General features: G+C 54.2%; 10 protein-coding genes. 2 read left to right on the top strand and 8 right to left on the bottom strand.

Features of this window, described 5'->3' with window-relative positions:
* Positions 1-16: 16 nt before the first annotated feature.
* The 3 genes from I6E40_RS01840 to I6E40_RS01830 form a co-directional block, all read right to left on the bottom strand.
* Positions 17-943: a magnesium transporter CorA family protein gene (locus tag I6E40_RS01840; protein WP_235385152.1), complete on the bottom strand. Its 927-nt coding sequence runs from the start codon at positions 941-943 to the stop codon at positions 17-19.
* Positions 910-1,158: a hypothetical protein gene (locus tag I6E40_RS01835; RefSeq protein WP_235385151.1), complete on the bottom strand. Its 249-nt coding sequence runs from the start codon at positions 1,156-1,158 to the stop codon at positions 910-912. Before I6E40_RS01835 ends, I6E40_RS01840 begins: the two co-directional genes overlap by 34 nt.
* A gap of 189 nt (positions 1,159-1,347) precedes the next feature.
* On the bottom strand, positions 1,348-4,545 hold the full coding sequence (locus I6E40_RS01830; RefSeq protein ID WP_235385150.1) for an outer membrane beta-barrel protein: 3,198 nt from the start codon (positions 4,543-4,545) through the stop codon (positions 1,348-1,350).
* A 466-nt stretch (positions 4,546-5,011) separates the two neighbouring features.
* Between I6E40_RS01830 and I6E40_RS01825 the strand changes: the two genes are divergently transcribed.
* Both I6E40_RS01825 and I6E40_RS01820 read left to right on the top strand, forming a co-directional pair.
* On the top strand, positions 5,012-5,839 hold the full coding sequence (locus I6E40_RS01825; RefSeq protein WP_235385149.1) for an AAA family ATPase: 828 nt from the start codon (positions 5,012-5,014) through the stop codon (positions 5,837-5,839).
* 115 nt (positions 5,840-5,954) lie between these two features.
* A complete protein-coding gene (locus I6E40_RS01820) occupies positions 5,955-7,070 on the top strand; it encodes a DUF4435 domain-containing protein (protein ID WP_235385148.1) in 1,116 nt (371 codons plus the stop codon).
* Here I6E40_RS01820 and I6E40_RS01815 read toward each other — a convergent pair.
* From I6E40_RS01815 to I6E40_RS01795, 5 genes are all read right to left on the bottom strand, one after another.
* Positions 6,977-8,455 (bottom strand): sodium:solute symporter, encoded by a 1,479-nt coding sequence (locus tag I6E40_RS01815; protein ID WP_235385147.1) that lies wholly within the window; start codon positions 8,453-8,455, stop codon positions 6,977-6,979. The genes I6E40_RS01820 and I6E40_RS01815 overlap by 94 nt on opposite strands.
* Before the next feature lie 272 nt (positions 8,456-8,727).
* On the bottom strand, positions 8,728-12,087 hold the full coding sequence (locus I6E40_RS01810) for a glycoside hydrolase family 16 protein (RefSeq protein ID WP_235385146.1): 3,360 nt from the start codon (positions 12,085-12,087) through the stop codon (positions 8,728-8,730).
* A gap of 19 nt (positions 12,088-12,106) precedes the next feature.
* The gene (locus tag I6E40_RS01805) at positions 12,107-13,630 is read right to left on the bottom strand and encodes an alpha-L-fucosidase (RefSeq protein ID WP_235385145.1); all 1,524 of its coding nucleotides are present in this window, start codon (positions 13,628-13,630) and stop codon (positions 12,107-12,109) included.
* Positions 13,631-13,699: 69 nt separating this feature from the next.
* Positions 13,700-14,179, bottom strand: a complete 480-nt coding sequence (locus tag I6E40_RS01800) for an S-ribosylhomocysteine lyase (RefSeq protein ID WP_235385144.1) — start codon at positions 14,177-14,179, stop codon at positions 13,700-13,702.
* A 61-nt stretch (positions 14,180-14,240) separates the two neighbouring features.
* Positions 14,241-14,936, bottom strand: a complete 696-nt coding sequence (locus tag I6E40_RS01795) for a 5'-methylthioadenosine/adenosylhomocysteine nucleosidase (protein WP_235385143.1) — start codon at positions 14,934-14,936, stop codon at positions 14,241-14,243.
* Positions 14,937-15,274 lie beyond the last annotated feature (338 nt).

Here is a 15,274-nt window from a genome sequence, read left to right as displayed (position 1 = left end):
TCTTGAAAAAGCGCTGTCAAATCCAGGTTTTCCATCGGAAGACGCCATAGAAGAGTCCGGTGACTATGACGGAGAGCACAATCACCACGGGGAAGCCCCACCAAGAGGATTCCATGCCGTTGATGAGATTCATTCCGAAGATGCTCGCGATGAGTGTGGGGAACATGAGGATGATGGAAACGCTCGTCATTTGTTTCATGACACCCGCCATGTTGTTGTTGATGATGCTGGCGTAGGTTTCCATTGTGGAGTCAAGGATGTTGGCGTAGATGTTGGTGGTCTCTCTTGCCTGGTTCATCTCAATCGTGACGTCTTCGATGAGGTCGGCGTCCAGTTCATCGACGGGCAGTTTGAACTTCAGTTTGGAAAGCAGGGTTTCGTTGCCGCGGATGGAGGTGATGAAATAGGTCAGGCTGTCTTGCAGACGTGAGAGTCCGATGAGGTCTTCGTTGTCGATTTGTCGGTCGAGGTTCCTTTTTGCCTCTTCAATCAAGACGTTGATTTGTTTCAGGCGTTTCAGATACCACACTGCAGAGGAAAGGAAGAGTCGGAAGACGAGGTCCACGGAGTCGGTGAATCCTTGGTTTCGCTTTTGCTGATAGGAGACGAAGTCAATCATCATGTTCGTCTCGTAGTTGCAGACTGTGATGCAAACCCCTTTGTTGAGAATGATGCCCATCGGGATGGTGGTGTGGGGCGTACGGCTGGCGACTTCTTTAACATAGGGGATGCGAAGGATGATGAGCGACCACCCCTCGTCGTATTCGTAGCGGGAGCGTTCGTCTTTGTCTCGGATGTCGTCAAGGAAGTAGTCCGGCACTTTGAGCTCTTCCAGCAGGAACTTTTCGTCCTCCGGAGTGGGACATGTGACTTGCACCCAGCAATCTGGCTGCCAGGTTTCGAGTGTTCTCAAAGATTTGTTGTAACTCCAGTAGGTGCGCATCGAACCGAATCTTTTTTGAGTGCGTTCTGAGCGTTCAATTTGGCTTCTCCGAGGGGGAGATGTCTTGAAACCGCGGCAAAAGTACAAATATTTTCTTCTTTTTGCTTTTTGCCGCTCCGTTTTTCTCTCTTGCCGCTTTGTTTTTCTCTCTTTCCCTGCTTTGTTTTTCTCTCTTGCCGCTTTGTTCTTCTCTCTGCGGGAGTAGGCACAGTCATTCAAGTGTGCCTAATGTTTTCGGATGGAGCCATGTTTTGGGCTTATTCCATAAAAAGCGGAAGGTCCGCGCATCCCTGCGAAGACCTTCCAAACAGATGTATAGAGAGAGAACAATGTGTCTTTTTTGTCAGTAGAAAGATTTCTATTTATAAAATGAGTGTGTGATTCATTCTTGAGTGCATGGTTTCTCAGAAGTATCTGCCGCCTCCCATGCCTCCGCCCATCGGCGGTCCCATAGGTCTTGCCGGCATTCCACCGGGACCCTGCATGTTGGGAGGTCCCATTCGTACTCCTTCTTTCTCGCCGGATTTGTTGCCGGCGGAGCCGTTGAAGATGTTGAGTTTGTAGATGAAGTGCACCATGAAGTAGGAGTTGATGGCGTTGCTCCAAGTATCGGTTCTCTGCGTGGCGGTCAGCGTTCTGCTCACGTTGCTCTGACGGTGGAGAATGTCATAGAACTGAATGCTGATGGTGGCAGCCTTTTTCTTGAGGAAAGACTGAGCAATCTGGGCGTTCCAAACCAGTTCGTTGGTGTTCATGGACTGGTCGGAGTAGCCGCGACGTGACGTCATGCGGATGTCGGTTGAGATGCTCATGCCCCAGGGCAGGTTCACGTTGGTCGAAGCGCCGTAGGCAAAGTTCCACGTGTCCATGTTGGCGTTTTCCTGGATGGTGGCGCGGGCGTGTTGGTAGTTGAGGCGACCGAGCAGACTGACGTCGAACCAAGTGGCGCGATAGGTCAGGTTCAAGTTCTCGTCGAAGCCGAGTGTGCGAGTGGTGTTCTTTTCAGAGGCTGCGCTGGCAGCGTTGAAGAGTCGGTTGTAGTAGTTGTAGGAACCTTCTTCGTTTTCAGGCCCGCTCACGGCTGCTTCTTTCAGAATCATGTTCACGGGGGTGGGTGTGGGCGTTGCGGAAGCGGTCTTCGTGGAAATGTAGCCCACGGAGTTGTCATATCTGAATGCCAGGAAGTTGTTGATGTTGAACAGTTTCTTGGCGCCGAGTGCAGAGTTGAACATGAACATGGCTCGGGCGTTCCAGTTGCCGTTGATGTTCTCGGGGCGAACGTAGCGCACACCGGTTGCGGGGTCATAGACCATGTTGTTAGACACGGAGTTGATGGTCTGTGTTGCGTGCATGCCTGCCATGATGGTGCGTTGGCGAGTGGGGTTGTAGCCGTTGTAGCGCACAAAGAGGTTGTTGTTCCAAGAAGGTTTCAGCCCCGGGTTACCCATGGAGATGTTCAGCGGGTCGGAGTCATCGACCACGGCGAGGAGGTCAGTCATGGAAGGCTGAGAAGCGGAGCCGCGATAGTTGATGTCAAGGTTCGCTGTCTTTGAGAATTTATAGCGGAAGCGCACTTGCGGTGAAACCATGAAGACGTCGCGAGTGATGAGCGTGTCAATGTGCTGACCGGGGCGGTTGTAGCGCATCTTTGTCTTCTCAGGATTGAAATCCACGCCGGCGTTGAAGCGGATTTTCTCGGAATTGTAGCGCACGCCTGCCGTGGCTGTGTGCTCAAAGTATTTATAGGTAGCATACTGAGAGTTGTTCAGGTCGCGAACATAATTCAGCAAGTCGTTTCGTGTGGGCAGCGTTCCGATGGGATAGCTGTTGGTGGAGCCAAAGCCGGCGAGTTCTTCTTCCAGTTCGGGGTCTTCAGCGAAGAGGTCTGCATGTTCCTGGCGGAAAGCGTCGGAGGCAAGTTCGTTGAGATTGTAGCGCGAGCGGTTTGAGTCTGTGTATTTGTAGCTGTACTGATAGCGCAGTTCCCCGTACCAGTTCTTTCCGAGGGGTTCAACATATCCCAGGCGGGTGCTAAGGTTCCAGTTCTTGCCCGGCGTGTTACTATATTGATTCAGGAAGGAGGAAGGTTTGCCCGTTGATTCGTTGAAATTGATGCTGGAAATGGAAAACGATTCAGATTCGCTCTTGCCCCAGCCGGCGCGTGCTCTCAAAGAGACGTTACGACCTTTGGAGTTCAGTTTGCGCACGATGTTGAGTGTTCCGCTGAGGCTGTGATTTTCGCTTTCGCCGAGTGACTGACGCTCGTTGGTGTTCACGAGGAGTGCGTAGAGTTCGGGATTGTTCTGAATGACATTTTCTCTGAAGATTTCTTCAAGCGGGTCGCCCGTGGTTTTCGTGTAGGGGTCATCGCTGAACGTCGCAGAACTGTTGTTGCCGTTGTTGCGGCTCTTGGAGTAGGTATAGGAGGGACGGAACGTGATGGTCGTCATCGTGTCGGGATTCCATTGCAGACGGAATGCTGAGTACACGTTGGTTCTCGCGCTGGAGCTAAAATTGCGGCTGTTGGAGAACGAGCTGGTGCTGCCCGAGGTCAGGAAGGTTTCCGAGTTGGAAGTGGAAATGAGGTCGTTGTCCGAGTGATTGTAGCGCACGTTTCCGCCCACTTCGATGTGTCCGTTTTCCTTTTTTGTTTTTTTGCTTTCCCAAGAGAAATCAAGTCCTGCGTTCTTGGTAGCGGTCAGTCCGCCTTGTCCACGTCCGAAGCCTCTCGGACCTCCGAAACCCTGGTCGTTTGTGTTGTTGGCAGCGCCGAAGACGGTGACGCGGGTGCGATCCGTGAAGCGGGTGGCAAAGATACGACCGGAGTAGCGGTCTTTGTTACCATAAGCCAAATCCACGTTCGTAATCCATGACTCATTCAGCTCGCGCTTTGTTGTGATGTCGAGCACTGTGGTCTCTTCGCCGTCGTCGATGCCGGTCTGTTCGGCGTAGTCACTCTTCTTGTCATACGCCTTAATCTTATTCACCAAATCCGTCGGCAGGTTCTTCATGGCAGTCTGCGTGTCGCCTTTGAAGAAGTCTTTGCCGTTGATGAGGAACTCGGTGACGGTTTTTCCGTTCCACTTGATGGTTCCGTCGTCGTCCACCTCCACACCCGGCAGTTGTTTGACGAGTGATTCAAGGGTGGAACCTTCCGGCACTCTGTAGGCAGAGGCGTTGAACATCGTCGTGTCGTCTTTCTGCTCCACTTTGGCTGCAACGGCAGAAACGGTGGCACCCTTCAGAATGTTGTCAGAACTTTTCATGACAATGGTGCCGAGACCGACGGAGTCATTTTCAGCAGTCAGTTCCACCGCTTTGACGACCGGAGTGAAGCCCACGAAGGAAAGTTTCACGAGATATTTTCCAGCCTCGCGAGCTTTGATGGTGAATTTTCCGTTTTCGTCGGTGGTGACGGCACTGATTCCCGTGCTGTCCGGACGGAGGAGTGCCACACTGGCAAATTCGACTGCTGCGTTTGTCTTCTCTTCTTGGGCTGTGCCGGTGATGAGAAAGCGCTGCGCTTGCATGAGGGAGAAGTTTCCGCACAGAAGAAGCAGAATGAGTGCGAAACGTTGCAAGCGGAAGAGTGAAGTGCTCATGTACATTTAATATAAAAGGAGTAAATAGATATTCGGGAAGGCGGAGGGTTGCGTGTAGTTGCCAAAGTCTTTGACGGTGTTGCCGGCGAGTTCGGCATCGTTTTCCCGTTTTTTCATCTATTTTGATGCAAATGTCCGACAAAGGTTTAACATGACCATCATCTTTGTGTGATTTTATTGATAAACTTGCTGATTTTGCCCACGAACGGCTTCTCTACGCCTCGGTTCACTCGCTTTTCCAGTGAAACTTTCCGGCAGTCTCTGACTTTGTTTTGACGGTTATCTGCGGTTCAATCTTCATACTTTTAGCGGCAGCCACAAAATATTTTGCTGCAGGCGGTGAGTATCTTTGGTTTTATTGCTACCTTCGCCATGTCTCTTTTGAACAAGACTTTAGGCGTGTTCTATAAGCGAGCACCTGCTTTCTAGTCTCAAATAGCAACCATACCCTTGCGGATAAACGACCATGATGAAGTTAGCAGAACGAATCAACCGCATCGAGATTTCAAGTTTGTGGAGCGGACACAAGCACATTGTTTGGAACTTACGTCCCGACGTGAACGTCCTGAGCGGACGAAACGGGGAAGGCAAATCCACCATTCTCAACAAACTCATTCACCACCTGCGTTCGCTGCCCACCACCGGCGAACTTTCCGCCGTCACGCATTTCGGTGTGAAGGTGGAGTTCAGCCCGTGTGACGCCACCGGCATTCGCTATGACGTGTTGCGGAGTTTTGACCGCAAGATGGTGGTGACCGGCTCAGAAGGGGTGAGTGGCGACGCACGCATCGTGACGGAGCTGGACTGGCAACTCTATTTGGTGCAGCGGAGATATTTGGACTATCAGGTCAATATTGGTAACCGCATGATTGCTTTGCTCACCAGCGGCGACCCCGAAGGGAAGGAGAAAGCCACGGAGGCGGCTAATCTCAAAAATCGTTTCTTGGACATGGTGGATTCTCTCTTCGCCGAAACCGGCAAGAAGATTGACCGACAGAGCAACGAACTTTCCTTCATTCAATATGGCGAACCGCTCTCGCCCTACCTCCTCTCCAGCGGCGAAAAACAAATGTTGCTCATCCTGCTCACCGTCTTGACAGAAGATCTGCAACCCTACATCATCTTCATGGATGAACCCGAGGCGAGCCTTCATTTCGAGTGGCAGCAGAAACTCATCACTCTTATTCGCGAACTGAATCCCAATGCGCAACTCGTGCTGACGACCCACTCTCCGGCTCTCATCATGGACGGTTGGGAAGATGCCGTGACGGAGGTGAGCGAGATTACGGTGTAAAGAAGAGGGGAAGCGACGCCGGCTGTGAATAGCAGGGTAGGGGGAAGGCGTAAAGTTTTTACTTTCCTTTTGCCCAATAAGTTGAAAATGAATCCGTTTCTTTAGCACCACAGATATGAAACAACTGGTTCGAAATGCAGATTCCCGTTATGTTGAGGCGATGAATCGTCTCAGCGGAAAGAACGGGCGTCAGCGTGTGGTGGCGTATGTGGAAAGTTATGAGGACATTTTTTTCTGGAGCACCCTGTTGCGCACGTTGGAGACACCGTCGCGCTATTTTGAGGTGATGCTCCCTTCGCGCACCACGTTGTCAAAGGGGAAGAAGATTGCGCTATCCAATTCGCTCGGGGCGCGTTTGGGCAGTTGCATGATTGCCTGTGTCGATGCGGACTATGACTATTTGCTGCAAGGCGTCACGCCTTTGTCGGAAGCGGTGTGCAAGAACCCTTATATCTTTCACACCTACGCCTACGCCATCGAGAACTTTCAATGCTACGCCCCGGCGCTCCATAATGTCTGCGTGATGACGACGCTCAACGACCGCAGCATTTTTGACTTTGAGACTTTTCTTGCCCAATATTCCTCCGTCATTTACCCTCTTTTCATCTGGAACGTTTGGTGCTATCGTTTTGGAGAATACAAGAATTTCTCCATGCTTGACTTCTATCACTTCGTGCGGCTTGAGCAGGTGGATCTTCGGCATCCCGAGCGCACGCTGGATTCTCTCCGCCATTTGGTCAATGCAAAAATGGCGCGTTTGCAGAAGACCTTTCCTGCGGCAAAGAAAACTTACAAGCCGTTGCGCGAAGAACTTCAAACGTTGGGCGTCACCCCCGAAACGACCTATCTTTTCATGCGTGGCCACGACCTATTCGACGGTGTCGTGGTACCGCTTCTGAACAGTGTTTGCGAGGTGCTCCACAGGGAGCGGGAGCGAGAAATCAGACGTCTCGCCAATCATCAGGTGCAAATGCAGAACGAACTCGCCGCCTATCAGCACGCTGTTTCTACCGTCGAAGAAATGCTTCGGAGACACACGAACTATGTTTCCGCACCGCTCTATCAACGCATCATCGATGATGTCGCCCGACTTTTGGACCGCATTGACCACGGCAACGCACCGGCGGTGCCACAGCGTCAGGATTTCTTCTTGGGCAAATCGACTCCGGAGCAGCCCGGCAGCCAGAGTCCGGCAAAGGTCAGTGTGCCGTTGAGCAAGAGTAATTCATAGCCGAAAGTGTAGTTCCACAGACGCGGCGCAAGAAAGTCCAGTGCGCCGCAGATGGCAGGTGCGGCGAGACACGCCAGCCACACTTTTCTCCCTCCACATTTTCTGCGGGTGAACAACCCGAACGCGAAGAGTCCGAGCAAGGGACCGTAGGTGTAGGACGCCATCACGTAGATGGTGTTCAAAATGTTGTCGCCGCCCGCCAGCCGTAGGGCGATGAGGCAGACCATGAAGACCGGAATCAGTGCCAAGTGAATGCGTCGTCTTTTTCGCTCCGCTTCAGCGTCCGGAACTTGGTCGGTGTGGAGCAGGTCGATGCAGATGGTGGTGGTCAGCGCCGTCAGTGCTGAGTCCGCGCTGGAGAAAGCGGCAGCCACGATGCCAATCGTGAAGGGAATGACCACCCATTCTCCCAGGCAGCCGCTCTGCACGAGTGTCGGCAGGAGACGGTCGCCGGAGGCGGCAATGCCCTGTTGTGCACAGAGCGTGTAGAGCACGATGCCCAAAATGAGGAACAGTGCGTTGACCGGAAGGAAGCAGAGCCCGTAGCCCATCATGTTCTTCTGTGCGTCTTTCAGCGTGCGGCAGGTGAGGTTCTTTTGCATCATGTCCTGGTCCAGTCCCGTCATGACCACGACGATGAACGCGCCGCTGATGAACTGTCGCCAGAAAGCTTGTCGGCTTGAAGCATCCCATTCCCACACTCTTCCCATGTCACTTTCTTTCACGAGATTCATCAATCCCGGGAAGTCAAGGCGGAGCTGCTCCATGGCAGCGAACAGAATGCCCACCGCAGCCAGCAGAAGGCAGAGCGTTTGCAGGGCATCGGTGCGAACGATGGTCATGATGCCGCTTCGGCGGGTGTAGAGCCAGATGAGTGCCAGCACCGTGCCGGCAGTCAGGGCGAATGCCGCGACGCCCTCAAGGTGAAGCAGCGGTGTCACGACAAACATTTCCAGTACGACACAGATGATGTAGAGGCGTGCCGCAGCGCCGAGGATTTTGCTCACGATGAAGAACGTGCTGCCCGTGTGGTGTGTCGTGCGGTCGAAACGCATCCCGAGCCAGGAGTAGATGCTCGTCAGTTTGAGGCGATAGTAGAGTGGCAGCAGAAGGAAAGCCACAATTGCATAGCCCGGAATAAATCCCAAGCACATCTGCAGATAGGTCATTCCTGTTGCGCCCGCCCATCCCGGCACGCTGATGAACGTCACGCCGCTGATGCTGGCGCCAATCATACCGAACGCCACGAGCCACCATGGCGAACTCCGCTTCGCATTGAAAAACGCGTCGTTTCCGGTGCCCCCACGGCGGGAGGTGTGGCGGGAGATGAGAAGGAGAATGAAAAAGTAAACCAGCAGAGTGGCAGGCATTCCGAAAGTCAGCATATATATAAATAGTGAGGAGTGAGGAGTGAGTAGTGGCGTGCAGTCAAAACGTATTCACGTAGCAAACGTATTTCCGAGCGGCGCAAAAACTTGCGGCATATTTCTTCAAAACCAATCAGCGGAAGCTGAGCGAGAAGAAACGAATCCTTTTCACGCAGCGCGGGACTGCGTCGTTTTCAAGACACAGTCCCGCGGGTGTGGTGGGTTCGCTCAGGAGAGGGGCGCGGTGTTGAACTCTTTGAGACCGCAGACCTCAGGAGCGGAGGCGTGCATCACGGCACGAGAACCTTCTGACCGTTGAGGACATAGACTCCGGCGGGAAGGTGAACCGTTTTGTTGCCTTGGAGACGTTGGTTGAGTACGAGGCGACCGGTAGCGTCGTGGAGTTGCACCTGAGTGGCGTCGGGCACCACGATGGTGAGTCTGCCGGGGGCGGCGAAGAAGTCAAGGCGAAGTTTCTTGCTGACAGTGCCAATGCCCGTTTGGTGGATTTGTCCTTCTTTCTGATAGACACGTACCCAGTCAAAGAGGGTTTCGTAGGCGAAGTTGGTGTCGGCGTTGGCAGCCCAACTTCCGTTGCCCACACTCTGATTGAGGATGATGTAGAAGGGAGCGTCGAAGGGCCACTGACCTTTGGAGAGTGCGTCGGCGTTGTTCTTCAGTTTGGCGTAGGAGAAGACTTTCTCGCCATCCACATACCATGAGAGGAGGTCTTCCTCCCATTCGAGTCCGAAGGTGTGGTAGTAGCCATTGGTGACACCGGATTTAGTGCCGCCCTTGGTCGGGTTGTTGGAGTTGCCCAATCCTCCGTCGCCGGCACCGTTCGCCCAACCGGAGTGGATGGTGTGGAAGGAGGTGTTTTGTGCGTCGATTTGTTCCCAGATGTCAATCTCTCCGGCGTAGGGCCAGCCCTTTGAGTTGTCCTGCGGCATCATCCAGAAAGCGGGGAAGTTGCCGGTGTGGGGCAGGGTGAGGAGACGTCCTTCCACCTTGCCGTAGGTCCAGCTGAAGAGGTTGGAGGAGTTGATGGCACCGGAAATCATGGCGACATTTCCTTCCGCTTCTGCCATGGCGGCGGGAGTGGCGATGCAGCGTGCGACGAACTTGCCGTCTTGGATGTAGCCGGTGGCAGCTTTTCCGTCTTCACTCTGTGCGATGAATCGTTTCCAAGTGGGGTTGGCGCGACTGTCGCGACGCCATTTGGCGGCGTCGGGCTGTGTGCCGTCTTCGCCGTCGAATTCATCGAACCACACGAGCTGATAGTCGGGGTTGGAAGGTTCAAAGTCTGCGGAGATGCGGATGTCGCCGTCAATGCTGTCGGCGGGGATGGTGATGGAGGCATCGGCTGCTACGGCATATTCACTCCATTGGCGGTTGCCGTTGTAGTATTGCTTGCCGTCAAGGTTGTGGCCGTGGCGAATGATGACCTGTTCGGCGGCATAGCCGTCAGCAGCAGCAATGGGGCGTACGGTCAGAGCCTGTCCGAAGGGGACGGTCTTGGGAAGACCTGCCACGCCGTTGCCGACCACGGAACCGTTGGAAGTGAGCACTTCGAGTTTGCCCTCGCCGTCATAGACGTTGAGCATGAAGTCCACGACGTAGCCTGCATTTTCATTAATCTTGTTGCTGCCGTTCTCTGACCACTGTCCGGCGGGGTCGATGTTGTTCCAGTCAATTTTGAAGCGTGCGCGATAGACACCGGGCTGCATGTCTGCGGGGAGTGTGAACTGAGGCACTGCATTCACGGGCACATTTCCCGGAGCGCTGATGGCTTCTCCGAGGCTGTTCTTGTTGTTGTAGCAGGAGTATGCCATGAGTTCGCTTGCTGCGGTGGGAATGCCATTGTCGCCGAGGAGGCAGTCAAAGACGCCGTCGTGGTTGCGGTCGATGTAGAAGTAGGTGTGCATGGCACGTCCGGTGTAGTTCACCGCGATGTTGATGTTTTCACCGGCGATGACGCCTTTGGTTTGGTCCGTGAGGTTGCGAAACACGTAGTTTGTACCGGTGAGGGTGAAAACTTTCTCGCCGCTTTGTGCACCGGTGACGGTGAAGCTGTTGAGGTTTCTGTCGTTTCGTGTGATTTTGAGGTCTTCGGCGAAGTTGAGGGCATAGCCGTGTGCTTCGTCGGAGGGGTCACGGTCCACGAAGACCGGAGTGATGCGCACGTCGCCGTCCATCCATTTGGCGGGAATGGTGTAGGTGAGGTCATCGTTGAACTGGATGGCGGGCACCACGACGTCTTCATACTGCGGGGTGGAGTGAACGAGTGAATCTTTGTCCAGATAGCCGTGGCGGATGGTGATTTGTTTGAGGAAGAATCCGTCGCCCGGTTTTGCCTTGATGGTGAAGGGTTTGCCGAAGTCGGCTTGCGTGTTGTCGAGTGCCACGCCGTTTGCATCGAGGATTTCACCGTTGGTTCCTTCCGCGTTTTGTCCGCGAGTGACGGTGACTTTGCTGCCGTGAACGTTCAAGCGAGTGTCCACGATGATACCGCCGTTCTTGAGAATCGTGTTGCCTTCCACCACGCTGCCGCCGGCGTCGAGGTCATCCCAATCGACTTTGTAGCGGATGCGATAGAAGCCCGGTGCGAGGTCGGCGGGGACGGTGAAGGAGGGAGGCGTCAGGGAGTTGGATTCTCCGGCGTTCTGTCCCTTGCTGTTCTTTCCGTTGTAGTAGGAATATGCCATGATGTCGCTCTCGTCCGTGGGCGTTCCGTTTTCGTTGATACCCATGTTGAAGCGTCCGTCCTGGTTGCGGTCGAGATAGACATAGGTGTGCATCCAGTTGGAGAAAGAGCTGGTGAGACCCGGTGTCACCACTTCGCCTGCCATGGCTTGGAGTTGGTCAGCTAATTTGGCGAAATAGAGTCTGCGGCTGCTTGCCTGGTTGGTGGTCACCTGCTGCACCACGCCTTTGGAATCGGTGAGTTTGACGGCAGAGGTGGAGCGGGTTTCGTGTGTGATGGTTGAACTTTCGTTGTAGTTATAGGGATAGTCTTCATACTGCACGCGGGGCAGGGAAGAGTTGCTGACTTCGATGTCGTCGATGTAGGCGACATAGTCTGCGTTGAGGTTGTGGGTGGATTCGCAGTCGGTGACGACGACGAAGCTGTGAATTTGCACGCCTTTTGCAGCGCTGATGGGGAAGACGGCGTCATACCATTTGTCTGTGCCAATGGCATTTGTGGAGATTTGGTTGAACTGCACGACTGTTTCCGGCTGGCTGGGACGATCCACGCGTTTGCCGAGTCCGATGAGCATGACGCGTCCTGTTTTGGGACGGTAGAGTTTGACGTGTGCATAGACCGTCTTCGGAGTGAGATCGAGGGGAGTGTTGAGTTCGATGCGTGCGCCGAAGGTGTTGCTGCCATAGCGTGAGCGCTGGAAGCCGAGCACTTTGTCGGAACTGTTGATGTCGCCGAGGAGGTCGTCGGAGACCTTGTAGGGGTTGTCCACGACGGCGACGTTGCCGGTGAGTGCTCCGGTTTGGAAGGGAGAGTTTTCCCAGGTGTCATAGACTCCGATGGACTTGTAGGAGTCGGCGGTCTCGAAGTCAATGCTGACGGTGGCTTGCGCGTTGGCTGTGAGCGGGAGCGCCAGTGCGGCGAGACCGAGAAGAGTATGTAGTTTCATGAGATTGACGTGTTAGAGGTTAGAAAACAGAAACGGTGTGCAGTGTGGGGCAAGCCTTGCTGTCGGTGATGTTGATTCTGACGTATTTTGCAGAGAAGCCGTCACCGTAGTTTGAGGTACTTCCGTTGAGCGGGATGATGCGCTTGTAGCCCACGGTGGTCATGGTGTTTGTGCCCTTCTTGGTCCAAGTGGTTCCGTCGGTGCTGATTTCGATTTCGAAGCCTTTGATTCGTTGTCCGAGGTGGATGTACTCTTGCAGAGCGACATAGTGAATGGTTTTCACTTCGGGCAGGGTGATGGTGAAGGAGGCTGTGTTGTTTTCGTCGGGAGCCGCCCAGTAGGTGGTGGAATCTCCGTCAATCATGTTGGAGGCGTTGTAGGTTCGTGTGGCACCGTTGCTGCGAGTGACGTTGGCAGTGATGGTGGTGCCTTCGAGGCGTGCGAAGTCTGTGCCGAGGCGTGCGCGGAGCATGTCGCCGAGTTTCTTCAGTTCGTCCACGTCAGCCTGCGGGAGACTTCCGCTCTTGTCGGGCGGGAAGTTGAGGATGAGAGTGGCGTTGCGTCCGACTGTTTCGAGATACATTTTGAAGAGCGTCTCGGCGGATTTCACGCTTTCTCCCTCGTGCCAGAACCATCCGGCAGTGGTGGCTTTTGCGTCGCTCTCGCCGGGGAACCATTGCCAAGCGTTTTCATCGCCGGAGGTGCCGTTGCCGTAGGACCAGCAGGTTTCGCCTGCCCAGCCGGCTTCGTTGCCAATCCAGCGTGCTTCGCCGCCTACGCCCCACATGATGATGTGCGGGCAAGCGTTGTGGATGGAGTCGCGGAGGTTGGGGATGTCATAGTAGCGTGTGGCGTTGTCGATGGTGCGGTTTTCATTGGCGCCGCCGTAGTAGCCGCTGGCGCCGGTGGCACCGTCGAACCACATTTCAAACTGGTCGTTGCCATATTTCGCAATTTCGGCACACTGCGGGAGGAAAACCTTCTCGGCATAGTCCGAAGTGTAGAAACCGTCGGCTCCTTTTGTGCCCCAGTAGGCAGAGTTGCGGTCCCAGGGAGAGATGTAGAAGCCATATTTCATGCCGAGGTCTTTGGCAGCGGCAGCGAAGTCTCGGGGGATGTTGGTGTTGCGTCCGAACTCGTTGCCTGAGTTTGTGACGTTGTGTGTGGTGGTGGCGGTGGGCCAGAGGCAGAAGCCGTCATGGTGTTTCACGACTGCGATGCCGCCGCGCATTCCTGCGGCTTTGATGGCTTCGAGCCATTGACGAGGGTTCGGTGCTGCGGTGGGTGCGAAGCGAGTTTCAGCTTCGTTGCCGTTGCCCCATTCCAGACCGGTGTAGGTGTTCATGCCGTAGTGGAAGAAACCGTAGAACTCGGTTTGGTTCCAAGCAATCTGTCGTGCGGTGGGAACGGGGAAGACGGGGCGCGGTTCGTTTTCCGGATTCGGAAGAACCTCGTTCGTCATCGTTAGCCCTTGCGCCATGACGGTGCCCGGCAATGCCATTGTCAAGGCGAGGGCAGAAGCGTAGAGGAAAAGTTTTTTCATAGTTTGGATTTTTAGATTATATGAGATTTCTATGAGTTAGACAATACTTATATATGTAGCCTTACTGGTTCACTCCGGATAGTTCAGGTTTTCTTCCGTTGCCTTCAGCAGGGTTTCTTCAAGGAATTTTCGGCTTTCGAGGCGCGCCATGGGCAGGTCGTGCAGCAGCCATGTGCCGCAGTCTTTTGCGGTGGCTCCCGGGATTTCTCCTTCAAAATCAGCGATGAAGGCGAAGGTGTCGCAGAGCAGTGGGAGAATGTCTCGCGGAGAGAGGTCGCCGCGCATGAGCAGATAGTTTCCCGTCAGACAACCCATGGGACCCCAATAGACGATGCGGTCTTTCCAGTCGGGGCGGTTGCGGAGATAGGTGGCGGCGAGGTGTTCGATGGTGTGAATTGCGCCTTGTCCCAGCACCGGCTCGCGGTTGGGGAGTTTCATTCGGATGTCAAAGGTCGTGATGGTCTCTTCGCCCACTTTGTCTTTGCGGGAGACATAGATACCGCGGTTCAGGCGGAGATGATCGATGGTGAAACTTGCAATCTTTTCCAAGGGTTGATGAATGGTGTTTGAGGGTCTTAGAACTGTTTGGGCGGGTGCCATCGTGGAGAGGTCAGAATTTGGAGACGGCTTCCAGAAGTGCTTTTGTCACGCTGAAGGAGCGGTCCGCCATGGTGTCCCAGAAGTTGAGATATTGGTCAAAGTGGTTCTCCACGCCCGGTGTGTCGCTGATGATGCGGAAACTCAGGAAGGGGATGTGGTAGAGGTGGCAGACCTGTGCCAGAGCCCCGCTTTCCATGTCAACTGCCAAAGCCTCGGGGAAACGTTGTTTGATGGTTTGCAGTGTTGCGGGGTCGGTGATGAACTGGTCGCCGCTGCAGATGAGTCCGCTGTGAATCTTCGTTTCCGGTGCGGACAGTTCCGTGGCAATTTGGAGGAGGCGAAGACTAGCGGGAAAGAAGAGCGGCAAACCCTGCACTTGTCCGGGTTTGTTTTCGGGACCACAGTCCACGTCATGATAAGCCACAGACTTTCCGACCACCACGTCCATCACACCGACCGTCGGGTCAATGCCGCCGGCGACGCCGGTGTTGATGATGGCGTTCAGTCGGTAGTTGTGGAGCAGCTCTGCCGCTCCGATGGCTGCGTTCACCTTTCCGATGCCGCTTTCCATCAGAACCACGTCACACGCCCCATATTTTCCCTCCACCACTCGGAACGGTCCGAGTTCCTTTTCTTTGGTGTTGGAAAGCAGTTGCACGAGTTGTTCGTGCTCTTTGTGCATGGCGTTGATGAAGGCAAAGGTCATGGTTGTTGGATGGGCTCGTTGAGAAAGTGCATCATTCTGCGCAGCAAAGATAGGAAATTATTTGAGTCTAATTTATGTTTGTTGCGCTTTGTGCTTGAAAATTTAATTATTATCGCAAGAAGTGTGGTCTTGGGATGAAGTGAAGGCAGTCCGGCAAGGCGCTTCGTCACTCCCGCGCGCCGACTTGATGGCGGCTTACAGCAAAAACTGTGCCAGAATGCTCTCAAAAAGGAACGCAGGAAAAAATATGAAATAGGCTCCGCGCGCGAGGCGCGCGTTTTCACCTTTCAAACCTATACGTTTTTCAAGGGTACATGCATTTCCTTCAAACCCTACAC

Origin of the sequence: Prevotellamassilia timonensis, assembly GCF_021531665.1 — a bacterium.
Lineage (GTDB): Bacteria > Bacteroidota > Bacteroidia > Bacteroidales > Bacteroidaceae > Alloprevotella.
The sequence above is the reverse complement of the archived record's forward strand: the minus strand, read 5'-3'. Positions and strand labels throughout refer to the sequence as shown.